This is a genomic window from Aquibaculum sediminis (assembly GCF_040712085.1).
GTDB classification, from domain to species: Bacteria; Pseudomonadota; Alphaproteobacteria; order Kiloniellales; family DSM-21159; genus Aquibaculum; species Aquibaculum sediminis.
In genome coordinates this window covers 46,301-69,081 of record NZ_JBFCVK010000013.1, presented here as the reverse complement: position 1 = coordinate 69,081, position 22,781 = coordinate 46,301, and the positions used below count along the sequence as shown (strand labels likewise).

Annotated in this window: 19 protein-coding genes; 2 read left to right on the top strand and 17 right to left on the bottom strand. The window is 66.5% G+C overall.

Going from position 1 to position 22,781, the window contains the following annotated elements; translation table 11 throughout:
* Positions 1 to 34: 34 nt before the first annotated feature.
* From ABZ720_RS17150 to leuA, 17 genes are all read right to left on the bottom strand, one after another.
* Entirely contained in the window at positions 35 to 1,207 is a 1,173-nt protein-coding gene (locus tag ABZ720_RS17150) for a GNAT family N-acetyltransferase (RefSeq protein ID WP_366556751.1), read from the bottom strand.
* Positions 1,204 to 2,517 carry a glycosyltransferase family 4 protein gene (locus ABZ720_RS17145; protein WP_366556750.1) on the bottom strand — a complete coding sequence of 438 codons (1,314 nt, stop codon included), beginning with the start codon at positions 2,515 to 2,517 and terminating at the stop codon, positions 1,204 to 1,206. Before ABZ720_RS17145 ends, ABZ720_RS17150 begins: the two co-directional genes overlap by 4 nt.
* Before the next feature lie 83 nt (positions 2,518 to 2,600).
* Entirely contained in the window at positions 2,601 to 3,782 is a 1,182-nt protein-coding gene (locus ABZ720_RS17140) for a glycosyltransferase family 4 protein (RefSeq protein WP_366556749.1), read from the bottom strand.
* Positions 3,742 to 5,028, bottom strand: coding sequence for an O-antigen ligase family protein (locus ABZ720_RS17135; protein ID WP_366556748.1), 1,287 nt, complete (start codon positions 5,026 to 5,028; stop codon positions 3,742 to 3,744). The genes ABZ720_RS17140 and ABZ720_RS17135 overlap by 41 nt, the downstream gene beginning before the upstream one ends.
* Positions 5,025 to 6,491 (bottom strand): polysaccharide deacetylase family protein, encoded by a 1,467-nt coding sequence (locus ABZ720_RS17130; RefSeq protein ID WP_366556747.1) that lies wholly within the window; start codon positions 6,489 to 6,491, stop codon positions 5,025 to 5,027. The genes ABZ720_RS17135 and ABZ720_RS17130 overlap by 4 nt, the downstream gene beginning before the upstream one ends.
* Before the next feature lie 88 nt (positions 6,492 to 6,579).
* Positions 6,580 to 7,542, bottom strand: coding sequence for a GNAT family N-acetyltransferase (locus ABZ720_RS17125; protein ID WP_366556746.1), 963 nt, complete (start codon positions 7,540 to 7,542; stop codon positions 6,580 to 6,582).
* A 59-nt stretch (positions 7,543 to 7,601) separates the two neighbouring features.
* A complete protein-coding gene (locus ABZ720_RS17120) occupies positions 7,602 to 8,552 on the bottom strand; it encodes a GNAT family N-acetyltransferase (RefSeq protein ID WP_366556745.1) in 951 nt (316 codons plus the stop codon).
* Positions 8,553 to 8,751: 199 nt separating this feature from the next.
* Positions 8,752 to 10,197 carry a lipopolysaccharide biosynthesis protein gene (locus ABZ720_RS17115; protein WP_366556744.1) on the bottom strand — a complete coding sequence of 482 codons (1,446 nt, stop codon included), beginning with the start codon at positions 10,195 to 10,197 and terminating at the stop codon, positions 8,752 to 8,754.
* Positions 10,194 to 11,330: a DegT/DnrJ/EryC1/StrS family aminotransferase gene (locus tag ABZ720_RS17110; RefSeq protein ID WP_366556743.1), complete on the bottom strand. Its 1,137-nt coding sequence runs from the start codon at positions 11,328 to 11,330 to the stop codon at positions 10,194 to 10,196. The genes ABZ720_RS17115 and ABZ720_RS17110 overlap by 4 nt, the downstream gene beginning before the upstream one ends.
* A 41-nt stretch (positions 11,331 to 11,371) precedes the next feature.
* The gene (locus ABZ720_RS17105) at positions 11,372 to 12,202 is read right to left on the bottom strand and encodes a polysaccharide deacetylase family protein (RefSeq protein WP_366556742.1); all 831 of its coding nucleotides are present in this window, start codon (positions 12,200 to 12,202) and stop codon (positions 11,372 to 11,374) included.
* A 13-nt stretch (positions 12,203 to 12,215) separates the two neighbouring features.
* A complete protein-coding gene (locus ABZ720_RS17100) occupies positions 12,216 to 12,761 on the bottom strand; it encodes an acyltransferase (RefSeq protein ID WP_366556741.1) in 546 nt (181 codons plus the stop codon).
* Entirely contained in the window at positions 12,758 to 13,723 is a 966-nt protein-coding gene (locus tag ABZ720_RS17095; protein ID WP_366556740.1) for a Gfo/Idh/MocA family oxidoreductase, read from the bottom strand. Before ABZ720_RS17095 ends, ABZ720_RS17100 begins: the two co-directional genes overlap by 4 nt.
* A gap of 39 nt (positions 13,724 to 13,762) precedes the next feature.
* A complete protein-coding gene (locus ABZ720_RS17090) occupies positions 13,763 to 15,103 on the bottom strand; it encodes a nucleotide sugar dehydrogenase (protein ID WP_366556739.1) in 1,341 nt (446 codons plus the stop codon).
* Between the two features lie 168 nt (positions 15,104 to 15,271).
* On the bottom strand, positions 15,272 to 15,799 hold the full coding sequence (gene nusG / locus ABZ720_RS17085) for a transcription termination/antitermination protein NusG (RefSeq protein ID WP_366556758.1): 528 nt from the start codon (positions 15,797 to 15,799) through the stop codon (positions 15,272 to 15,274).
* A gap of 260 nt (positions 15,800 to 16,059) precedes the next feature.
* Positions 16,060 to 18,285, bottom strand: coding sequence for a GumC family protein (locus tag ABZ720_RS17080; protein WP_366556738.1), 2,226 nt, complete (start codon positions 18,283 to 18,285; stop codon positions 16,060 to 16,062).
* Positions 18,286 to 18,380: 95 nt separating this feature from the next.
* A complete protein-coding gene (locus ABZ720_RS17075) occupies positions 18,381 to 18,875 on the bottom strand; it encodes a polysaccharide biosynthesis/export family protein (protein ID WP_366556737.1) in 495 nt (164 codons plus the stop codon).
* A 343-nt stretch (positions 18,876 to 19,218) separates the two neighbouring features.
* Complete coding sequence (gene leuA, locus ABZ720_RS17070) at positions 19,219 to 20,889, bottom strand: 2-isopropylmalate synthase (protein WP_366556736.1); 1,671 nt, start codon at positions 20,887 to 20,889, stop codon at positions 19,219 to 19,221.
* Between the two features lie 343 nt (positions 20,890 to 21,232).
* On the opposite strand from leuA, the gene ABZ720_RS17065 reads away from it, so the two are divergent.
* Positions 21,233 to 21,943 carry a hypothetical protein gene (locus tag ABZ720_RS17065; RefSeq protein WP_366556735.1) on the top strand — a complete coding sequence of 237 codons (711 nt, stop codon included), beginning with the start codon at positions 21,233 to 21,235 and terminating at the stop codon, positions 21,941 to 21,943.
* Between the two features lie 273 nt (positions 21,944 to 22,216).
* Complete coding sequence (locus ABZ720_RS17060; protein ID WP_366556734.1) at positions 22,217 to 22,780, top strand: TMEM165/GDT1 family protein; 564 nt, start codon at positions 22,217 to 22,219, stop codon at positions 22,778 to 22,780.
* Position 22,781 lies beyond the last annotated feature (1 nt).

The window sequence follows — 22,781 nt, the reverse complement described above, 5'->3', positions numbered from 1 at the left end:
GGGGACGGCGCAGGATTGCGCGCCGCCGAGGGGATCATTCCGGGCCCGGTGCCGTTGCCTTGCCGTTGGCCCAGCGGTGACCCAGCGAGCGCAGCAGCCCCGGCGCATTGGCATGAGCCCGCAACAGCAGAGGATGCAGCGAACGCAGATAGACGGCGCCGTAGCAGCGCCCCAGGGGCGTCAATCCGAGGCAGTAATCGCTTACCGTCTCCACATCCGTGGCCCAGGAGCGCTTGTAGGGGCTGTCCGGCGGCAGGAAGTCGAAGCGTTCCACCCCCTGCTCAAAACACCAGCGCAGCGTCTCGAGCAATTGGAGGTGCCCCGGACTGTGGTCGGCGAAGGCGAGATCGATGGCGCCGATGTGGGAGTAGTAGCGCGCGCCCTGGCGATAGCCGATCTCCAGCGCCAGCGGCCGGTCGTTGAGCAGCAGACCCGAGACCACGGCGCCGCTGTCCGGCTGTCCCAAGAGCTCGACCAAAGCATCCAGGCGCTCCGGCTTCGCGAAGCTGCGGCTGATCCGCCCTTGCGCCTTCATCCACTCCAGCTTCAGCGCCAGGGTCTGTCGCCCGAGAGCCTGGGCCTGGGGACCCGCCTGCTGCACTTCGAAGCGCAGCGCACCGCGCTCCTCCAGGCGGCGGCGTTTGCGGCGATAGCCCTTGAGGCTGCGGCTGTTGCGCGTGGCGAGATAGGCCGGGAAGCTGGCAAACTCATCCAGCGCCGCATAGGGCGCCCAGCCATAGGTCAGGGGCGCCGCACCGCGGGCGGCGAAGAAACGGGCCATGGCCGCGTCCGCCGGTACGGCCCGGCAGTGCAGCACGTCCACCCCCTCCCCCACGCGCTGCAGGAAAGCGAGCGCCGCCTCCATGCCGGCGACCGGATCGAAGCCGGGGCGCAGCAGCAGGTCACCAAAGGCCAGCAGCGGCTCGCCCAGCCATTCCAGCACCCGCACGCCGGCGCGGTTCACCCGGCTGAAGGGCGCGATCATGGCCAGCCCCTGGGCGTCCTCGACCAGGACCAGCAGCAGCTTGCGCGGCTCCGGAATCCACAGCAATGGCAGGAGCCAGGCAGGTGACTGGAAGAGGCTGTGCGCTGCGGCCCGCCGCTCCAGGAAATCGCTCCAGACCGGCGCAAAGGCCGCGATCGCCTCCGGACTGTCCAGCAGGTGGCTCTCCAGCGAAGCGGGACGCGGTATCGGTTGCACCTTCATGACAGCGCCTCCGCACCCCGGCGGCTCCGGCCGTGCACCCGGCACAGCAGGTCGGAGAGCTGCCCGGCGAGGAGATCGCGATCGAAGCGCTCGCGCGCCAGGGTTCGCGCCGCCTCCTCCGCCGCCGCCAGTCGCCCCGGCGCGCCCAGCAGTTCCTCCGCCTGCCAGAGGGCAAAGTGCGGTTTGGACGGCGGCGCCACCAGTCCGGCGCCGCTTTCCTCGAGCAGCTCTGCCTGCCAGCCGCCGTAGTTGATCAGCACCGGCCGGCCGGCGGCCAGGGCATCGAAAAACTTGTTGGCGGAGTTGTGCCGCATCTCCGGCAGGTTCTTGAACAGCGAGGTCGCCAGGTCGAGCGCACCCAGCACATAGGGCATGTCGCGCTTGGGCAGCGGCGGGTAGAGCCAGAGGTTGCGGCCCAGGACGCCCTTTTCCTGGGCCAGCGCCTTGATCATGTCCTGCTCCGCGCCCTCGCCGAAAACGGCAAAGCGCAGCCGGCTGCCCTGGCTCTGCGCCAGCGCCGCCATCTCCACCAGGTAGGCAACGGCGTTGATGTGGCCGAGCGTGCCGGTGTAGCCGACCAGCGGCCCGCCCTGAAGCTCCGGGTGGCGCGCGAAGAGCCAGGCCCGCGCCTCCTCGCGCGACACCTTGGAAAAGAAGCCATTGTCACAACTGTTGGGGATGACCGTGATCCGATCGGCCGGATAGCCGGTGGCCGCGATGCCCGCGTGCATGCCCGGCGAAAGCGCCACCACGGCCTCGGCGTTGCGATAGGCAAAGCGCTCCAGCCAGCGCGCCGCGGAGATCGCCGCCGGGTTGCGCAGCGCGCCGATGGCGATGGGCAGTTCCGGCCAGAGATCGCGCACCTCGAAGACCATGGGAATGCCCTGGCGTCGTGCGGCATAGACCGCGGGCAGCGCGATGGTCAGCGGCGTGCTGGTGGCGAAGATCAGGTCGGCCGGCATCGTTGCCGCCTTGCGCGCGGCCTGCCAGGCGAAGGTGAAGAAGGCGCGCATCCGGTCCTGATAGGACAGGAGATTCGAGTAGGGGATCGGCACCCAGTGCACCCGCATCCCGGCCTCCCAGGTCTGGAACCAGCCGCGGCGGCCATCCTCCTCCGGCCAGGAGGTGACGACCTGCACATCGTGCCCCTGGGCCGCCAGACGCCGCCCCATCTCGTAGGCTCGCGTACCGCCGTAAGTCTCCGGCGTGGTGAAGTACTGGTAGAGATAGAGGATGCGCAGCGGTCGCTGCTGCGGGCTGCGCGACAACGACAGGTCGCGGACAGCCGCACTGGTTGCGGCAAGGCTCATGACGGGCCTCTCACGATGTGATGCGTAGGGGAACTAACGGTCTGGGCGTTCCATGGCGGCGAGGCCGGAACGGCAATCCCGGCTCAATGCGGCGGGCGTCCGGCGCGGGCTGCTGCGGGGCCGGCCAGTGGGGCCGGCTGGGGCTGGTCCAGAAGACGCCGGTAGAGCCCGATCAGCTTTTCTTCTTCCGGCAGCCAGTTGAAACGCGCTTCCACCGCCGCGCGGCCGCGGCGGCCCATGGCCGCCGCCTCTTCCGGATGCTCCAGGATCCAGCGCATGGCGACGGCTATGGCGACGGTGTCCTGCGGATCGGCCAGAAGGCCCGCCCCGCTTTCCTCCACCAGCTCGCGCCAGAGCGGAAAGTCGGAGGCGATCACCGGCAGGCCCGCAGCCATGTACTCGAACATCTTGTTGGGATAGGCCTCGACGTAGTTCGGCTCGGGGTGGAGCAGCACCAGTCCCGCCCGCGCCCGGCCCAGGATGGCCGCCACCTGCGGCCGCGTCGCCCAGCCGTGAAAGCGCACGCGCGACCAGCCGGGCAAGGCCCGCACACGCTGCTCCAGTGCGGGTGAGGCAAAGCCCCCGGCCAGCTCGAGCCGGCAGGGCAGCGCGCGCGGCAGCAAACCCAGCGCCTGCACCATCTCTTCGGCCGCCCGCACCTCGGAGATGTCCCCGACGTAGGCCAGGGCTGCGGGACGGGCCTCGTAGGGCAGCGCATCGGCCGCGCGCAGTTCCTCAAGCAGCGGGAAGTTCTGCACCACCACGGTCCGGGGGCCGGGAAAGCGCCGGGCGATGGGAGGTGTTGCCGGCACCACGCCGTCGAATGCCTTGACCGCCAGGCCCTCCAGGACTTCCACCGCCGCTGCCAGCGGGCGCTGCAGCAGGGCCGGGATCCAGTCCTTGGTCAGGATCTGGCGCGGTACATCCTCGTGCACGTCGTAGACCACCCGCGCGCGGGTGAGCTTCATGGCCAGCCCCAGGAAGAGGAGTTCCGGATCGTGGAAATGCACCACCCGCGGTTTCACACGGCGCAGCGCGCGCCACATGCGCCAGTTGCCCCGGATCATCCGCGCCACGCGGCCAGCCGGGCGCAAGCCGCTGTCGATCACCCTATAGCGGCCGCAGGCGCTGACCTCCGGCCCCTTGCCGTCTTGCACCAGCAGGACCACCGGCTCGTCCAGGCGGCGGGCCAGGGAGGCCACCTCCTTCACGCGGATGCGGGTGTCAGCGCGATGGTGAACGGTTGTAATGTGGGCGATGGACATGGATCAGCCTGAAGGTCGGGCCCGGGGCCATTCCCGGGCGCGGTTGAGTGTGAAGCGAGCGCTGCATCGCGCCCAAGGCATTGGCATGCAGCCCCCAGCCGAAGGCGACCAGCGGCCAGAACACCGGTTTGGAGGCGATGATCAGGATCAGACAGACGGCGTTGACCACGAAGGACATCAGCCAGCGCTGGGAAAAACGGCTGGTCTCGATGAAGCACCAATAGGCCCCGATGAAGCAGGGAACGATGGTCAGCATGAGATAGCTGGTCACACCGATCAGGCCATAGTTCTCCCAGGCCGAAAGATAGTTGTGGGCGTAGAAGCCGATGCCGCCGCGCGTGGTGTGGGACGCGAACTGACCCCAGATCGGGTTCTCCTTGATCACCTCCCAGGCCTGGTCCTCCAGCACCTGCCGGGCGTTCCAGGAGGTAGAGGAGCGCAGGTCGAGGATCTGAAGCTGCCGGCTTTCCGACAGCGTCTCCATGTTCGCCATGACCACGGCCACCAGCGCAGCGCAGGCGACCGTGGCGAAGAATAGCGTCTTCAGGCTGCGCATACCGAGCACCACAAGCAGCAGGATCGACAGCGCCATGAAGGCGAAGAGTTCGGAGCGCGCCCCCAGCACGAAGAGCACGAAGACGCCGGAGACGACCATCAACCAGCGAAAGAACTCGCTGCGGGCCGTGACCACCAGCAGGATCCAGAGGCCCAGCGACGAACGGGCGAAGCCCTGGTAGGTGGCGACCCCCTCGTCCGCGTCGTAGAGTTCGCGCGCGTAGAAGAAGACCGAGCCGGTGGTGGCGACGTAGTGCAGGATGAACCCAGTGATGGCCAACGCGCAGAAGAGACTGGCCCATTTCAGCACCCGGTTTTCCAGCGGCAGGAAGAAGCCCAGGAAGAAGAGCGACACCCAGAAGACCAGCACGCCATAGGACTGCTCCCCGGCGGCCTGGATGAAGTCCCAGTTGAAGGAACTGGTGTGCGCCAGGGTGACCAGCAGGACGTAGAAGACGAACCCGAAGACCCCCACGGTATACAGCGACCCGGCCTGCAGCAGACTGCCCAGGTTCATGGGCAGCAGTGCGAGATAGCTGAGGAAAAGCACCAGGCTGACCGGCCCGAAGAGACCGCCCAGCAGCGGCGGGGCCAGGCCGGCGGAAATCACGTAATGGTAGAAGACAAAGCCCGGGAAGAGGAGCAGGAAGCCGATCACCGAAATGCCGCGCGCGATCGAGTTGGCGTTCATTGCGCCGCCTCCGCCGGACAGCTTTCCCTGTCAGCCTGGTCGAGGCCGTCGGACATGGCGTCGTTCCCGAGCAGGGCTGCAACTGCCTGGCGGTCCCACTCGCTGCGGATCTCGCTGTTGTGCCAGAGCAGGGTAAAGTCGCCGCCAAAGCGCAGGCAGGTTTGCTTCAGCCGCTGCAAGCGCTGCAGAGCGGGGGCGCTGCGCCCCAGGTTCATGTACTGCGGTCCGATGGCGCTCCACTCCATCGCGATCAGGGGCTGCTCTCTGAGCGACAGCGGCCGGCCGGCGCCCCAATCCCAGAGCCGGAAGGATCGCCCGGTGCCGTGGCGGAAACCGATGTGGTCGGCATAGCCGCCGGTGCTGTCGCAGGCGAAACCGCTCTGCTCCATCAGCGCCGGCGTGCGCGCGCTGTCCCAGCGCAGGTAGTGCTGACGCACCGCACGCACCTCGGCCGGAAAGCCGGCTGAGCGGCAGGCGGCTTCCAAATCCTGTCGTTCCTGCCGTAGCACCGCGGCGTCACGGAAGCTGTTGTAGCTGCCATGCAGACCGATCGCGTGACCCCGCTGGTGAATGCGCCGCAGCAGGTCCTGCATATAAGGCTCGTCGAGGCTGTAGCAGCCATCGATGGCCCCGCCGGAGTGGCCGGCGATGACGTAGAAGGTGGCCTGTGCCCCTTGCGCCTCGCAGCACTGCATCAGCCAGTCGAAAGTGTTGTTGGGATCACGCGCGTAATCGCCACGCCGGGCGCGCCAGACCCGCCCCAGGCGGGCCACCATCTCCTGCGGCCGGCGCCTGACCAGAACGTCGCCGACAAGCGCGCGCGCAAGCAGGTCCAGGCGCTTGCTGCCGCCCTCATAGGGGTGGTCGATGTCGCAGGTGAACCGAAGCTGTCCGCGCATCCACGGCAGGGACAGGCGCGGCCAGAGCCGCAACAGCGCCGCGCGCAGCACGGCAAGATATTCGTCAAGCAGCGGCCGCTCCAGCAGTCCGGCGCGCAAGGCCAGTGAGGCGGAAGCGGGGAAACGTTCGTGTTCGTCGCGCTCCACCAGCGCCTGCTCCTCGTAGCGGGAAAGGCAGAAGAAGGCGCTGCCGAAGAGGTCGAAACCGAGATAGGCGCTGTGCCCCTCTTGGTGCCACCAGCGACCCGCGGCATCCGCTGTGCCGGCCAACACCGGCAAGCCACCGTCCAGGCGGTGCGCCTCCGGCAGGTCCGCTTCGCTGTACCAGCGAGCGAGCGGGAGCTGCGGAAGCGATGTCGGCTCCAGCCAGCGACCGCGCGCGCTGGCGAAGAAACAGTCGGGCAGGATCAGTTCCGCGCTCTCGGCCGAGTCGCACAGCCGCCAGCGGTCGGACTGTCCGACACGAATGTCCAAAGGCAGACCCAGAAACTCGCCCAGCAGCGTTTTTGCCGCGTAGCGTCGCGCGGCCAGATGATCGCCCGGCATTTCCAGCAGGAACTTCATGGCGCCAAGGCCTGTGAACTTGTGGCCTGTGAACTTGTGGCATTTAGAGCGATGGCGTCCTACCAGCGCACCGGTCGCGCGAACAGCGCTACAGGATCCCGAGCAGCAGCAGGGCCATCTTCAAGAGTGGAGAGCGCGTCTTCCAGACCCGGGAATAGGCACGCTGCTCGGCGCCGAAGGCGCGCAACTGCCGCTCCACCGGTTCCAGCATCGAGCCCTCGAAGTCGTAGCTGTGCATCACGCTGGCTGCGAAGCGGATCGACTCCCACTTGCAGAGACTGGTGGCGCCGCTGTGCCGCAGTGCCGGATCCGAGCCCGACAGCAGGTCGTAAGCCGTCATCTCGTCCCAGACCAGATACTCGCCGGCGTGCAGACGCCCTTGTGGATCGGTTGCGATGAAAATCCGCCGGCAATCGTGTTGCGCACAGGCGGCATCCAGACGGTGCAACAGATCCTCCGGGTAGGGCAGGTGCCTGCCCTGGCGCGCGAAGGTCATGCGCAGCAGCGGCAGGAGACTGTCCAGCCCGAGATCGCTGCGAACAGTCAACTTGTAGCGCTGCTGCGCCTTGCGGATGTCGCTGCGCACGCTGCCGCGCAGGCCCTCCCACAAGCGCCCTTCCTCGCTGAGGTCGTCGAGCACATAGGTGTAGCGCACCGTCTGATGAAAGCCCTGCCAATAGAAGGGCAGCCAGTTGCCGCGACTGTGATGCCAGTTCTGTATGAAGTGGCCGAAGCGGGGCAGCTGGGCGATCAGATCGGTCATGATCCGCACCTCCCACTCCAGCCGCTCGCTCTCGCGCCCCGCAAGAGGCCGGATCCAAGGACCGAGCGTCTGGCTCAGCGGCGGCTGCGACAGCCACCAGGCCCCGAGATGGCGATTGCGCACGAAGGGCATGGCCCCCAGCACGCGCCCTTCGGCCTCCACAAGGACCACATCCCAGTTCCCCGCTCCGACCAGCGCATCCAGCCACCAGTCGCGCGCAAAGATCGGAATGGTCTTCTCTGTCGCGCAAAGCGCACGGTAGTGCGCCTTTCGACATGTCCACGGCATCGAACGCCCCTTTCAGCAAGAAGGGATCCATCCTGCTCTCCCGTCCCCCGCGTTCGCTGCTATACAAACAACCGCAGAAGCTTGTTGTTGGCTTTTGCGACCCGAAAGTAGGGCCGCTGTACGGCGCCGAAGGCCCGAAACTGACGCTCCACCGCTTCGATCATCGAGCCGCTGAAATCGTAACTTTGCGTGACTGTCGCCGCGTGGCGTATGGCATGCCAGAGGCAAAGCGGCGTTGCCCCGCTCTGGCGCAAGGTGGGATCGGCACCGCCCATCAAGGCATAGGCCGCCTGCTCGTCCCAGACCATGTACTCGCCGGCATGGGCCCGGCCGTCCGGGTCGACAGCAATGAAAACCCTGCGGCAGCCGCGCTCTGCGCAGGCCTGGTCCAAGCGCCGGACAAGGGCATCGGAATAGGGAGGCATGCTGTTTTGCCGTCCGTAGGTTTTGCGGTTGAGCGCAAGAAAGGTATCGAGGCCCATATCGCTGCGAACACTGAGGCGAAAACGACTCTCCGCTTTGCGGATCGTACCGCGCACACTCTTGTCCATCGCTTGCCAGAGCGAGCGTTCATTCGAGATATCCGGCAGTACATAGGTGTAGCGCGTGGTCTGGGAGAAGCCGCGCCAGTAGAAGGGCAGCCAGTTGTGACGGCTGTGATGCCAGTTCTGGGTGAAGTAATCGAAAGGCGGAAGACCGTCGATCAAGGCCTCCATCAAATCCTTTTCCCGCGCCATGGCATTGGCGGACTTGGCCGCCGATGGCCGGATCCAGGGGCCGAGCCAGGGCGTCAGCGGGGGCTGGGACAGCCAGCGGAAACCGAAGCGCCGGCGCAGGCGGAAGGGCAGTGCAGCCATCACTTCACCGCCGCGTTCAACCACCGCCACGTCCCAGCCCTGCGGGCCGCTCACGGCATCCAGCCACCAGTCGCGCGCAAACAGCGGCAAGCTCGTCTCGGTCTGGGAAAAGCGGCGGTAGCATTCCTTGGCCGCGGACTCCCCCGGCCGCATCCGGGCGGAGGTCGCACGACCGGCCGGCTTTTGCGTCCGGGACTCTCCAGGCAGCAGAGAATAGGTCGGAGCCGACGGCTTGCACGGCACGAGACGCCCAGCGGGCACCACATTCAGATTCACTGCAGACCCGGGCAGCGCGTCGCCAATGCCCGGGTTTGCGGCCCCCCTCAAGCCTGCTTTCATGCGTCAGCCACCTTCACCAAACGGCCCGGATGAGAACGAGATAGCGCGCGGCGATCATCACCGCGGCCAGGCCCACGGCCGACAGCCAGAGCTGCGGTGTGACCTCGAAAAAGGCGATCACCGCCAGCGGACTCGCCAGCAGCAGCGCCCAGGCCGCGGCCTGCAACAGAGGTGCAACGAGCGGCCGCCAGTTGCCCAGCACCAGGTGGAAGAGCCAAAACAGCTTTCCGACGTAGCAGAGCGCGCTGACCAGCGAGAAAAGCGCCACGGTGAGAATCAGGCTGCCCATCCAGTAGCCGATGAAGAGCGCCAGCACCCGGCCGAGCAGCAGGCCCAGTTGAAACAGCATCTCGTCCACCTGCTTCTCCAGCACGTCGAAGAGCAGGGAGAGCGGCGAGGTGACGAACTGGAACAGCAGCCAGGGCGCCATCCACTGGGCGAAACTGCCTGCCTGGTGCCATTCCGTGCCGAAGACGAGCGCGAAGAGTTGCGGCCCCGCCAGCACCAGGACCAGGGCCGGCGGCATGGCCACCTGCACCAGCTTCTCGTAGATCTTCGTGACCAGGCCGGAGAGGTCGCCGGAGCGTCGCGCCTCAGCGGCGTCGGTGAAAAAGGCGTCGCTCACCGCCTGCCCCACCACGCTCATGGGCAGGGCCAGGACCCGCTGGGCCAGGGCGTAAAGTCCGGCCGCGGCGGGGCTGAACAGCGCGGCAAAAAGCAGGGGCGGCACCTGGGTGCTCAGAGTGTTGAAGGCGCCGCTCCAGGTGGAGAAGAGCGGGAAGCGGCGATAGCGCACGGCGGCGCGCCAGAGACCCGCTGGCCGCACCCGGCGGAACAGCGACCAGCGCTTGCGCACCGCGACCTCGCCGAGCCCGACCACGCCCGCGCCATTGCCGGCAACGTGGCCGAGCAGCAGGGCCAGCGGCCCCAGTAGGAATCCGCCCAGCTGGATCGCAACCGTGACCAAGCCCTGGTAGAGCCTCGTGCGCGCGATCACCGGAAAGCCGCGCTCGCGGATCGCCCAGTACATGAAGGCTTCGTAGATGCCAGCCAGCAGCAGACCGAGCGGCAGCAGCCAGAGATAGTCGGCCAACGCCGGCAGATGCAGGAGAGCCGCCACCGGTGCCGCAAAAAGCGCGACGATCACCAGGCTCAGCAGGGCCAGCCCCAGCACCGCGGCAAGACAGAGCCCCAGGACATGGGCGGCTTCCAGATCGTTCGCCGGCAGGGGAATGGCGAACTGGTAGCGCAGGTTGGAGATGACGGCGAGGATCGCCATCAGCGCCGCGAAGGCGGCCAGCAGGCCGAAGTCCTCCGGGCCGTAAAGGCGGGTGAGCAGCGGCGCCGCCAGAATGACCAGAAGCTGCGCCGCCGCGGTGCCGCCGGCCAGGATGGACACGCTGCGAGCGAAGCGGCTGCGGGGCAGCAGCCGGCCGAGCCGATCCTGAAGCAGACTCATGCACAGGCCGCCACCGACAGCGCCTGCCCCAGCGCTTCGGCGACCCGCTCCTGGGCCTCTCGGCTCAAATAGGGGTGCATGGGCAGGCTTACCACCCGCTCGGCCGCGCGCTCGCTGGCCGGCAGGCTGACTGTGTTGTCAGCCACCGCCGGCTGACGATGCAGCGGCAGGGGATAGTGCACCATGGTGGGGACACCGGCCCCCCGCAAATGGGTTCGCAGGCTGTCACGTGCCGGGACTTCCGCCGGGACCTCGGCCGGAACCTCGGCCGAGACCTCAATGGTGTACTGGGCATGGGCGCTGCGGCAATCGGCGGGCAGCGGATGCCGTACGACCGGCAGTTCCCCGAGCAATGCGTCGTAACGCTGCGCCACCTGCTCGCGCCACTCCAGCTCCACCTCGAAGATCTCGAGCTTGGCCAGCAGGATCGCCGCCTGCAGGGTGTCCAGGCGCGAGTTCACCCCGACGCGCACATGATGGTAGCGCGCCTGCTCACCGTGGCGGGCGATCTGGCGCACTCGGCGCGCCAGCTCCGGATCGTCGGTGAAGACCGCGCCGCCGTCGCCGTAGCAACCCAGCGGCTTGCTGGGAAAGAAGGAGGTGCAGGCCAGGGTGCTGAGCGCGCAGGAGCGTTCGCCGCGATAGAGCGCGCCGAAACTCTGGGCCGCATCCTCGATCACCGGCAGGTCGTGGCGCGCCGCGACGGCGTTGATCTCATCCATGTCGGCCGGCAGGCCGTACAGCGAGACCGGCAGGATGGCGCGGCAGCGCGGCGTGATGGCGGCTTCCAGGCCGGCCGGATCCAGGGTGTAGCGTGCCGGATCGATGTCCACGTAGACCGGCGTGGCGCCCAGGAGCGCGGCCGCTTCGGCCGTAGCGATGTAGGAGAAGGCCGGCACGATGACCTCGTCGCCGGGCCCGATCCCGAGCGCCATCAGGGACAGCTGCAGGGCATCGGTGCCGTTGGCCACGGTGATGCAGTGATCCACGCCCGCATAGGCAGCCAAGCGCTCCTCCAGCGCCGCCACCTCCGGCCCGAGGATGTAGCGGCCGTGCGCCAGAACGGCCGCGATGCGCTTGTTGAGGCTGTCCTTGATGCGTGCCTGCTGGGCGGCAAGATCGACGAACTGCATGTCTGCGCTGTCCCTTGAGACGGGCATTGGAGGGATCGCACTCACAGCCGCTGGGCCAGGCCGGACCTGTCCGCTTCACGCGGTGGCGGAGGCTGCTGGCGGAGAAGGCTGGGCGGCGGCGCGTAGAGGCCGTTGCGACGCACGCCTGGCATGGTTGCGGTGAGAATGGCATCGAAGACCGCGCGTTCGCGCCGGCTCATGTGCCGGGTCGACTGGCGAAAGAAGAGCTGCAGCCGGTCGGCCGGCGCCAGGTGCTCGCGCCCCCACCAGATGGGATGGGTGAGCAGTTGCAGCGTGCCGTGGCGCGCCCGGGCGATCTCGGCCAAAGGCTCACCGCAGCGCCAGGAACCGCGGGAATCGGAGATGTACCAGGTCATCAACTCCGCCGCGTAGGCGTTGACCCGCCCGGCCACGAAGAGCGGCCCGCGCAGAAAACTCTCCACCGGGCGGTGAAAGGAAATCGAGGTAACGGCTTCGCCCAGCACCGCCTGGAGCCGGTGACAGTCCATGCGCACCCGGGCCTCCAGGCCTGCCCGGTCGTCGCCGCGCTGCTCCGGCGGGCAATCGAAGTGGATGCCCACCTCGTGCCCCAGGTCGCGCAGTTCGCGCAGAACATCGCCCTGCTCGGGGTCATAGAGCAGCGACTGCATCATCACGAAGTAGGTGGACCGCACCCCCATGTCGCGCTCGAGCCGGCCCAGCGCCAACGCCGCATCCAGGCTGCAATCGATGTCGTGGCGCAGCAGAAGATGCCCGCCATCGGCCCGGAGCGAGGGAACCTCGCGGAAGAGCCGCGGAGTGAGAAAGCGGCAGGCCGCTTCCACCAGGCGAGCGTAGTAGTCGTAGCTGAAGTTCTCCGCCCAATCCGCCATGGCAACTCGCTCCCTATTCACGTGAAGTTTCCGCCGCGCAGAGCACCGTTTCGTCCGGAGGATGCGCCAGGCGCTCGCCCGTGCGGCTCATCCAGCCGACCTGCCGCGCCGGCGTGCCGACCACCAGTGCATGGGCCGGCACGTCGCGCGTCACCACCGCCCCGGCGCCCACGAAGGCGTAGGCGCCGATGGTCACGCCGCAGACCAGCGTGCTGTTCGCGCCCAGCGTTGCCCCGCGGCAGACCCGGGTCGGGCGGTACTCATGCTTGCGCGAGACGGCTGCGCGCGGGTTGATGACGTTGGTAAAGACCACGCCGGGGCCGCAGAAGACCTCGTCTTCCAGCGTCACCCCCTCATAGACGGAGACGTTGTTCTGGATCCGCACGCCGTCGCCGATGCACACCCCCGGGGCGACATAGACCCCCTGCCCCAGCACGCAGTCGCGGCCGATCCTGGCCCCTGCGCTGACGTGGCTGAAGTGCCAGACCCGCGTTCCCTCGCCCAGCTCTGCCCCGGGATCGACGCAGGCGGAGGGATGGAAGTGTCGGGCAGCTGTCATGCCGGCACCGCTTCGCGCGCTTCGGTGCGCAGCCAGGGATGGGCCTCCCCGGGCTCGGGCGCCAGCGGCTGGGCGTTGCGGATGGCCTCGACCGTTTCGATGGAGGGCCGCACCTCGGCCAAGCCGAAGCCGCGCCCGGCCAACACCTCCGCATAGCTGCGGCTGTGCAGGTCGGCGAAGCCGTCCGAGAACTCCACGTCCCGACCGTCCAGGGTGATGGAACGAAAGGTGGTCTGGCCCGGCGCACGCTGCCGGGGCAGGTCTGCCGCATCGGTGGAGAGGAACCAGCGCACCCGCGCCCGCTCGAAGCGCAGGTAGCCGGCGGCCCGATGGTCCTCTGCCAGATGCAGCACGCTGCGCTGCCGCTCGCCGAAGAGATAGTGCAGCATGTCGAAGAAGTGGATGCCGATGTTCATGGCCAGGCCGCCGGAGCGGCGCGGATCGGCCTTCCAGCTCGTGTCATACCAGGCGCCGCGCGAGGTGATGTAGGTCAGTTCGACCTCGTGCATCGCCCCGGGCCGCGCCTGCCCCACCAGGCTGCGCAGCGCGCGGATCGCCGGATGCAGCCGGAGCTGCAGGATGGTACTGACTCGTGCTCCGCTGTCTTCTTCCAGCTGGACCAGATCGTCGAGCAGGGCCGTTGTCGGCACCAGGGGCTTTTCGCAGATCACGTCGCAGCCCAGCCGCAGTCCGGCCGCCACATGGGCATGGTGCAGATGATTGGGCGTGCAGACGCTGAGGAAGTCGAGCCCCTCGCCCCGCGGACGGCGCAAGCGGTAGCATTGGTCCTCGAAGCGCTCGAACTCGGTGAAGAAGGCAGCGTCGGGTGCCAGGCCGTCGATGACGCCGACGGAATCGCTCACATCGCAGGCCACCGCCAGATGGCCGCCACAGTCCCGGATCGCCCGCATGTGGCGCGGCGCGATGTAGCCGGCGGCGCCGATCAGCGCGAAGGCAACCATTCCCTTCTCCTTCTCGAACAGATCTGAAGTTTTCTGCGCTCAGGCGCTGACCACGCAGGCGTCGAGGCGACGGAAGCGTCCGCGGGTGTCGACGATCAGCGCCGCGTGGCGACGGATCAGCTCGTAGTCGAAGCGGTCGTGATCGGTGAGCAGCAGCACCGCGTCGTAGCGGGCCAGGCTGCCGGCGGTCAGCGGGACGCTGGCCATCTCCAGGCGATACTGGCGCAGCTTGGGAAAGCGCGGAACGTGGGGGTCGCTGTAGTCCGCGAGCACCCCCTTGGCCACCAGCCGCTCGAGGATCTCCACCGAAGGGGATTCGCGCATGTCGTCGACGTTCTTCTTGTAGGCCACGCCCAGCACCAGCACCCGGCTGCCCTTCAGGGACTTGCCGCGCTCGTTCAAGGCCTCGGACAGCTTGACCACGACCCATTCGCGCATGAACTGGTTGATCTCGCCGGCCAGCTCGATGAAGCGGGTGTTGATGCCGTACTCGCGCGCCTTCCAGGTCAGGTAGAAGGGATCGATGGGAATGCAGTGCCCGCCAAGGCCGGGGCCGGGATAGTAGGGCGTGAAGCCGAAGGGCTTGGTGGCGGCGGCGTCGATCACCTCGAAGATGTCGATGCCCATGCGATCGGCCACCAGCTTCATCTCGTTGACCAGGCCGATGTTGACCGCCCGGTGGATGTTCTCCAGCAGCTTGGTCATCTCCGCCGCCTGGGTGGAGCTGACCGGCACCACTGTCTCCACGAGCTGCTCATAGAGCGCGACGCCGGCCTGGCGACAGGCGATGCTGTGGCCGCCCACCACCTTGGGAATCGAAGCCGTATCGAAGTGCCCGTTGCCCGGATCCTCGCGCTCGGGCGAGTAGACCAGGAATATCTCCTCTCCCAGTGCGAAGCCGGCGCCGGCGATGCGCGGCGCCAACTCCTCGGCGGTGGTCCCGGGATAGGTCGTGCTTTCCAGCGAGATGAGCTGCCCCGGGCGCAGATGCGGCAGCAGGGCCTCCATCGTGCGCAGCACGAAACCCAGGTCGGGTTCGCGATGTCGGGTCAGCGGTGTCGGCACACAGAGGATCAGCGCATCGGCCTCGCCGACCCGGGCGAAATCCGCCGTGGCCTCGAAGCCATCGGCGCGCATCGCCGCCACGCGCTCGGATGGGATGTGCTCGATGTCACTGCGGCCGGCGTTGAGACGCTCAACCTTCTCTTCGTCGATGTCAAACCCAAGCACCGGGAAACCGACCGCCGCGCTGCGCAGGGCCAGGGGCAGGCCGACATAGCCCAGCCCGACGATGCCGATGCGCGCGCTGCGTGCCTGCAAGGCGCCGAGCAGGTCGGACAGCCAGTCCTGGACCGGAGAGGGTTGCAGCAGGATCGACATTCGCTCGTCTCCACATCCCGGTTGATAAGGGTGCTGTGATGCGGGCGGCGCCCCTGAGCGGCGGCCACGCTACCGCAGTCCGGGTGAAAGCCTCGCGCTTTCAGCCGGGGACGGCGGCCGCTCCGCAGGAGCGACCGGTTACAGGACCAACAAAGGACCGATGCGCCGTCAGGCGCTCTTGCGCACCGCGTTCAGCGGCAAGGTGACCGGCACTCGGCCACCCAGAAGCTCGAGGAGGACCCTGACCCGGCCCGCCGGCTCAAGCCGGACGACCCGAGCCAGATGGTCCGCGAAAGGTCCCACCAGGATCCGCACCGCGTCGTCGGCCTGCAGACGCTCCAGACGTTCGGCCTGCAACAGCCCGCGCCGGTCGCTTGCGGCCACCAACGCTTCGACCACACCCGGCGGAACCTGCAGCGGGCGCTCGCCAGAGGTGAGCAGGCGGACCACGCCGATCGTGCCGTTGACGGAGCGCCAAGCCTGGCGCTGTGGATCAAGGTGGACAAAGAGGTAGCAGGGGAAGAGCGGCGCCAGGACGGTATCGCTGCGACGGGCATGGCGGCGCGTGCGGGCGAGCAGCGGCAGGAAAGCCTCGAACGCCTGCTGCTGCAGATGTTGCAGCGCCAGGGCTTCCTTTCCCACCTGGCTGTGGACGCAGTACCAACCGCCCCGTCCCTCGACCTGCTCCCGCTCCACCAAGATGCCCCTCCCTCTGATCTACCCATTCACACCAGAACCGAAACTCATAGAACTACAAATAACAAACCTGCGGATCGTGCGCTAAAAATCAAAAGGGTTATTTTCTGTTCGTCGGTATTAAAAAGTAACATCCCTGAACAACAAACCACATACCCACCTGGGTCTTAGGGCTTTTCTTTACTTTTTTGAATTCTCTCTTTGAGTCGCGGATATTAGGGTTCTCGATCTTTTGATCGACGACTCCCTGGCCCGCTTCTTCACTCGGCGTAGTAGCCCTTGTAGCGGTCGTAGTGATAGCCATAGTCGCCGTAGCCATAGGTGGCCTGCTTGCGCAGATCCACTTGCGACAGCACGATGCCGGTGACCGCGATATCGACCACCGCCAGCTTACGTAGTGCCGCCTTGACCGTGTCGCGCGGCGTCTGGCCCCAGCGAACGACAAAGACCACGGCGTCGGAGATTTTCGCCAGGGGCCCGGCATCGGCCACGGCCATGATCGGCGGCGTATCCAGCAGCACCAGGTCGTAGCGATGGCGCACGCTTTCGATGAAGGCCGCCATGCGTCGCGATGCCACCCGCTCCAGCGGACTGGATACGCCATGGCGCGAAGCCAGGATGTGCATCCCGCTGAACTTGTCCTCGACCACCGCCTCGTCGAGGTGATGCGTTCCGTCCAGCACGTCGGCCAGGAAGGCCCGCGGCCGCAGCTTCAGGCGATAGGCCATGCGGGGGCGGCGCAGGTCGGCCTCCACCAGCAGGGTGCGCGCGCCCGAGCGCGCCGCCATCCGCCCCAGCGTCAGGCAAAGCGAGGTCTTGCCCTCCGAGGGCACGGAGGAGGTGACCATGATGACCCGATGCGGCCCCTCCTCCGGCGTCAACTGCAGACTCATACGCAAGCCCTGCACACCCTCGCTGAAGGCGGAGTAGGGCTTGGCCAGGGCGTAGGTGGAGGGCTCGAGGCGGCTGCGCAGGAGCGGTTCGACCCCGAGCACTGGCAGGCCCGTGTCGCGCTCGAGCTGGTTCGAAAGCCGATAGCCACGATCGATCAGCTCCAGCACCGCAGCGATCATCAAGCCCAGCAACAGGCCCAGCATGCCGCCGGCGCCCATCATCAAGGCCGGACGCGGGAAGGAGGGAACCGACGGGGTTTCGGCGCTGGACACCACCCGGGCGTCGGGACGCTGCAAGCCCTCCTGTTCCGAGGTCTCGCGATAGCGGCGCAAGAAGTTGGCATAGATGGCGCTGATCGATTCCGCCTGGCGGATCAGTTCATTCAGCTCGACCTCGGCCCGCTGGGTCCCGCTGCTGTCCTTGCGCAGGTCGGCCAGGGCGGTGGCAAGCGCCTCCTCCTTCGCAATGGCCTCCTGCACGGCGATGCTCAGCGACTGGACCACACGGCCGGTTTCCTCGCGCAGCTTCGCCTGCACGTCGGCGCGCTCAGCCTGCATCTTCTGCATCTCGGGGTGCAGCGGCCCATAGCGCGAGGCCTGTTCCGCTTCGCGCCGACGCAGGGCCGCTTCCTCGGAGCGCAGGTGCCAGAGGATCGTTGCCCCTTCGACATCGCGCAGACCTTCGGGGTTGCCTGAACGCGCCGCGCGCAGGCGTGCCTCGGCCTGGGAGCGCTCCACCTGGGCCATCACGAGTTGGGCGTTGATCTCTGCCAGTTGCTGCTCGCCGACCGTCTCGCCGCGGCTTTCGATCAGGCCATGCGCCTCGCGATACTCCCGCACCGCCAGTTCGGCCTCGCGCACCTCGGCGCCGAGTTCGTTGAGCCGCTGCACCAGCCACTCGTTGGCGGAGCGCGTGGCATCCAGCTTGGCCTCGAGCTGATCCTCCAGGTACTGCTCGACGATGGCGTTCACCACCTCGGCCGACTTCTCGGGGTCCGGGGAGGTGAAGCTGAGCTTGATGGTGTAGGATCGCCCGTCGTTGTCGGTCTTCAGCTTGGCAAGCAGGCGGTCGATGACCCAGCGTCGCTCGGCTTCCTCATCGAGGTTGTCTACGGGCGGACCTTCCAGCTCTAGGGCCCAGGCAGGCACGAGGTTGGTTGGCAGGACCGAAGCCAGGAACTTGCGTCCCTCGTCGCGCCACTCGGCCCAGCGGCTGGGTTCCTCCGGCGGATTGAAGTAGGGGTCGTTGTAGAGATCGTGCCGTTCGGCCACCCGGCGCATCAACGGTACGGAGTTGAGCACGTCGAGTTCTGAACGGAGCACCGCATTCTCGGCCGAAAGCCCGGACAGCACCGACTGGACGTCGGTCACGTGCACCTGGCGCGCATCGATCATGAGCTGCGCCTGTGCGGTGTACTGCGGGGTGAAGCTGTAGGCGAGCAATGCGCTGAGCCCCGTGACCAGCAGGCAGCCGCCCAGAATGATCCCCAAGCGTCGGCGCATGAATTGCAGGGTGGAGGCCAGCTGGGCGCCATCGCCCCGGGGCTCCTCGGTCACAGTGTCGCGATAGGATACTTCACTCGGTGTTCTCATCTGCACCCTCCAGGCAACACCCGATACGGCGGATGCGCGTCAGTCCCCACGGTGAGCCGCGGCTGCACCAGCGTGCAGCCGCCGGCCTCGAGTACTCAGAAGAAGCGCTCGGGAATGGTGATCACGTCCCCCGGCATGACCGTGGCGTTGGGACTCGCGTCGCGGTCCACCTCGTCCTTGCCCTGACGCTTGATCTCCGCCCGGCTTTCGCGGGCCCGGTAGGTGTAGCCGCCAGCCATGGCCACGGCGTTCATCACCGTCATGCCGTCGACATAGGGATAGCGGCCCGGCTCACGCACCTCGCCGATGATGTAGAAGGGCCGGTAGTTGATCACCTCGATCGCCACCCGCGGCGAAACGAGATAGCCGCCGGCAAGCACGTTGGTCAGCTGCCCCTCCAGTTCGCGCACGGTGATGCCGCGTGCAGGCATCTCGCCGACCAGGGGCAATGCCACATGGCCCGAACCATCCACCTCGAAAACGCCGGAGAGCGAAGGCTCGTTGAAGACGCTGACGCGCACCTTATCCCCGGGCCCCAGGCGATAGATCTCCGCCTCCTGGGCCAGTGCGAGCCCGGAGGCGATGGTCATGACGGCAACCGCGAGGAGGACAGAGAAAGCCCCTGCCAGGCAGTGCCGCCACCTGTTCCTGCTGTTTGTCTGCCGCATTTGTCGCTGCCTCACCGAAGTTGGACGATGGCAGCAAGCCTAGGCGCAGGCGCGGACCTTGCAGAGGGTGGCAGTGGGGTGAGCGGCCTTCGAGTATGAGGTAGCCGGCCGCCGGAATCGTTGCGGGCTACCCCTCTTCCGAAGGGAATGTCGCGCAAAGTAAAGGGCGGCCTCCCCTGCCGTAGCAAAAGGAAGGCCGCCCCCTACCGAAAGCGCCGGGAATTACCCCATCACCGCGACGGCGACGGGGGGTTTAAACGCCTTTTCAGGCGCCCGCGAGATTGGCCGCGGAAAGCACCGCCTTGACCGACGCGGTGGAGACATCCTCGTCGATGCCCACGCCCCAGACGGTCTGGCCATCCGCCGTCTGGCATTCCAGGTAGCAGGCCGCCTGGGCGCCGGAACCGCGACCCAAGGCGTGCTCGTGATAGTCGACCACCTCCAGGCTGAGGCCGCAGTCATCGCGCAGGGCGGCGAGCAGGCTGGAGATCAGGCCGTTGCCGCGCCCGCTGATCGAGCGTTCCTTGCCGTCGACGCGGATGCGGCCGACGAAGGCGCGCTCCTGGCCCGGGCGGCGTGGCGCCGTGCTGTCATAGTCCTCCAGCGCGAAGCGGCCGTTCTCCTGCAGGAAAGTTTCCTGGAAGGTCTTCCAGATGTCGGCGGTGGTCAGTTCCCGGCTGGTGGAGTCGGCCACCTCCTGCACCACATGACTGAAGTCGATCTGGAGACGCCGCGGCAGCTGCAGGCCCTTTTCCTGCTGCAGCACCCAGGCGACGCCGCCCTTGCCCGACTGGCTGTTGACGCGGATCACCGCCTCGTAGGAGCAGCCCAGGTCCGCGGGATCGATCGGCAGATAGGGCACGTCCCAGATATCGTCGTTGCGCTGCTCGCGCGCCGCGAAGCCCTTCTTGATGGCATCCTGGTGCGAACCGGAAAAGGCCGTGAAGACCAGCTCGCCCGCATAGGGGTGGCGCGGGTGTACCGGCAGCTGGTTGCAGTGCTCCACAACATCGACCACCGACTGGATGTCCGAGAAGTCCAGTCCCGGATGCACACCCTGGGTGTAGAGGTTCAGCGCCAGGGTCACGAGATCGACGTTGCCGGTGCGCTCGCCATTGCCGAAGAGGCAACCCTCGACGCGGTCGGCGCCGGCCATCACTGCCAGTTCGGCCGCTGCGACGCCCGTGCCGCGGTCGTTATGCGGATGCACGCTGATCACCACCGAGTCCCGGCGGGAAATGTTGCGGCAGAACCATTCGATCTGGTCGGCATAGATATTGGGTGTAGAGGCCTCGACAGTGGCCGGCAGGTTCAGGATCACCGGCTTGTCCGGCGTCGGCTGCCAGATGTCGAGCACCGCCTCGCAGACCTCCAGGCTGAAGTCGAGTTCCGCGGTGCTGAAGGTTTCCGGCGAATACTGGAAGTGCCAGTTCGTCTCCGGCTGCTTCTCGGCCTCGGCCAGAAACATCTCGGCGCCCTTGATCGCGATGTCCCGCACCTCTTCCCGGCTCATCTTGAAGACGACGCGGCGGAAGGCTGGGGAGACGGCGTTGTAGAGGTGCACGATGGCCTCGCGGCTGCCACGCAAGGACTCGAAGCTGCGCTCGATCAGCTCCCGGCGCGACTGGGTCAGCACCTGGATCAGCACGCCCTCCGGCACCTGCTCCTGTTCCACGAGGCTGCGGGTGAAGTTGAAGTCGGTGGCCGAGGCCGAGGGGAAACCGACCTCGATCTCCTTGAAGCCGGACTTGATCAGCAGATCGAAGAAGCGCTGCTTCTTGCTGCCGTCCATGGGATCGATCAGCGCCTGGTTGCCGTCGCGCAGATCGGTGGACAGCCAACGCGGCGGCTGGGTGATGACCTGCGAGGGCCACTGTCGGTTCGGCAAATCGATGGGCGTAAAGGCGCGGTACTTGCTTTCGGGATGGCTCAACATGGCCTGCGGGCTCCGTTCGGTACTGGATGTCTGTCTCGGTTCTGACTGCGCTCAGAGGCGGACGGCGCACAAGCGCTGCGGTCGCGGGCGGCCGTCAGGCCCAACGACCGCCGATAAGTCGCAGAGCGGCACCGAGGTTCACACAGGCGAACGTGGCAGAGAAGGGTTTGGAAAAGCTGTTCATTTTTGGACCGGCGGAAAGGTGGCGGTTCGACGCGGGCTGTCCCGGCTCCCTCAGGAAGCCGGGCGGAGAAGTCGAAGGGCCTGGGTCATCGCTCTGTCCATGGTCCATGACTTTAGGGGCCTGGCCCGAAAGTGCAAGAGCTTTGCCGTCGGAGCACTCTTGCTCATTGCGACATCACTGCCTGCGGGTTTGGTGCAACGATCAGAATTCACGGCTTTTCTGGAGATAGCGGCGATCACGAAGCCAGAAAAATCTCAGCGCAAAGGTAGCCATATCCCTTGTATATTGCTATTTTGGAATGTAGGAAATATGCAAAGGTGGTCGGATATGACAAGACATGAGACGGGCCTGTGCTTGAAACGAGCCACGATCACCAACAGGGTCTTCGATAGATTAGAAGCTGAGTGGACTGCGGAAGCGGAACTCTATGGTGATGAGGATTATGCCGCTCCTCAGTTAGATCACGCCCGACGTATCGCAAGCGAGGAACCACCCGATACAAACTACGGGGTCTTCGTGTTAGTCGACGGAGAGGGAATCTTACATGGATTGGCCCATTTCAACCGAGCCTGCCTGCCGAGAACGAACGGGATAACCTTGCGCGTGCTGTGGGCTTTGCTCGCGCCTCGATATGATTACGAAGACATCAAGGAAGAGGAGAGCGCTGCACTCATAGCAGGGTTGATCTTTGCGTCACTCGAGCTTTGCTCTGCAGGTGAATTGCGCGCCAACCATTTGAAAATGCATCTGCCAAACCGGGCGGATCGAAGGCTGGCAGCAGGACTGGTAAGCCATCTTGATCATGCAGAGACTCCGACTTCTGTTGCAGTCAAGGGAAATTGGCTTCATATTGACAACGTCTCCGTTTAACGGATTGGCCCAAGGAGTGCCGCAATGACATACCAGCAGTTGTATCTCGCTGCCCTACGGACGGTGCGGGACATGGGCCCAGATCTTAAGAATGTGTCCTGGTTCAAGCGGAACTGGAAACACTCTGCCACGTCGGAGTCTGTCGAAGAGGCGGCTTGAGGCACCTGCAATCGCCTCCCGTATAGGATATAAGGCCGGCTGGACAAAGGCTGAAGGATAAAGCATAGGCTCCGTTTCCACCCCCTTCCCGCACATCGTCTCGCCCCTTCGCCCTTGGAAGCCCTCCTCCTCTCCACGCTGCTGGTCGCTGTTGCAGAGATCGGCGACAAGACACAGTTGCTCGCCCTGGTGCTGGCGACGCGCTTTCGTGCGCCCTGGCAGATTCTGGCGGGCATCACGCTTGCCACCCTGGCCAATCATGCCTTGGCCGCGCTGGTGGGGCAGATGGCAACGGAGCTGGTTTCCGAGCAGATGCTGCGCTGGCTGCTGGTCGCCTCCTTCCTGGGGATGGCCGCCTGGGTGCTGGTGCCGGACCGGCTCGACGACGGTGAGAACGTCAAGAAGTCGCGAGCCGGCCCCTTTCTGGCCGCCACGCTTACCTTCTTTCTGGTCGAGATGGGCGACAAGACGCAGATCGCCACCGTGGCCCTGGGCGCGCGCTTCGAGGCCCTGGAACTGGTCATCCTCGGCACCACGCTCGGCATGCTGGCGGCCAATGCGCCGGTGGTGATGATGGGGCATCTGCTCGCCGACCGGCTGCCGCTGAAGACGATCCGCGCGATCGCCGCCCTGCTCTTCCTGCTGCTGGGCCTCTGGGTGGCTCTCTTCGGCCTCTGAG

What these genes read in the sequence shown, in the direction of transcription:
- ABZ720_RS17150 (WP_366556751.1), bottom strand. Translation starts at nt 1,207, where the DNA reads ATGAAGGTGCAACCGATACCGCGTCCCGCTTCGCTGGAGAGCCACCTG.
- ABZ720_RS17145 (WP_366556750.1), bottom strand. Translation starts at nt 2,517, where the DNA reads ATGAGCCTTGCCGCAACCAGTGCGGCTGTCCGCGACCTGTCGTTGTCG.
- ABZ720_RS17140 (WP_366556749.1), bottom strand. Translation starts at nt 3,782, where the DNA reads ATGTCCATCGCCCACATTACAACCGTTCACCATCGCGCTGACACCCGC.
- ABZ720_RS17135 (WP_366556748.1), bottom strand. Translation starts at nt 5,028, where the DNA reads ATGAACGCCAACTCGATCGCGCGCGGCATTTCGGTGATCGGCTTCCTG.
- ABZ720_RS17130 (WP_366556747.1), bottom strand. Translation starts at nt 6,491, where the DNA reads ATGAAGTTCCTGCTGGAAATGCCGGGCGATCATCTGGCCGCGCGACGC.
- ABZ720_RS17125 (WP_366556746.1), bottom strand. Translation starts at nt 7,542, where the DNA reads ATGCCGTGGACATGTCGAAAGGCGCACTACCGTGCGCTTTGCGCGACA.
- ABZ720_RS17120 (WP_366556745.1), bottom strand. Translation starts at nt 8,552, where the DNA reads ATGCGGCCGGGGGAGTCCGCGGCCAAGGAATGCTACCGCCGCTTTTCC.
- ABZ720_RS17115 (WP_366556744.1), bottom strand. Translation starts at nt 10,197, where the DNA reads ATGAGTCTGCTTCAGGATCGGCTCGGCCGGCTGCTGCCCCGCAGCCGC.
- ABZ720_RS17110 (WP_366556743.1), bottom strand. Translation starts at nt 11,330, where the DNA reads ATGCAGTTCGTCGATCTTGCCGCCCAGCAGGCACGCATCAAGGACAGC.
- ABZ720_RS17105 (WP_366556742.1), bottom strand. Translation starts at nt 12,202, where the DNA reads ATGGCGGATTGGGCGGAGAACTTCAGCTACGACTACTACGCTCGCCTG.
- ABZ720_RS17100 (WP_366556741.1), bottom strand. Translation starts at nt 12,761, where the DNA reads ATGACAGCTGCCCGACACTTCCATCCCTCCGCCTGCGTCGATCCCGGG.
- ABZ720_RS17095 (WP_366556740.1), bottom strand. Translation starts at nt 13,723, where the DNA reads ATGGTTGCCTTCGCGCTGATCGGCGCCGCCGGCTACATCGCGCCGCGC.
- ABZ720_RS17090 (WP_366556739.1), bottom strand. Translation starts at nt 15,103, where the DNA reads ATGTCGATCCTGCTGCAACCCTCTCCGGTCCAGGACTGGCTGTCCGAC.
- ABZ720_RS17080 (WP_366556738.1), bottom strand. Translation starts at nt 18,285, where the DNA reads ATGAGAACACCGAGTGAAGTATCCTATCGCGACACTGTGACCGAGGAG.
- ABZ720_RS17075 (WP_366556737.1), bottom strand. Translation starts at nt 18,875, where the DNA reads ATGACCATCGCCTCCGGGCTCGCACTGGCCCAGGAGGCGGAGATCTAT.
- leuA (WP_366556736.1), bottom strand. Translation starts at nt 20,889, where the DNA reads ATGTTGAGCCATCCCGAAAGCAAGTACCGCGCCTTTACGCCCATCGAT.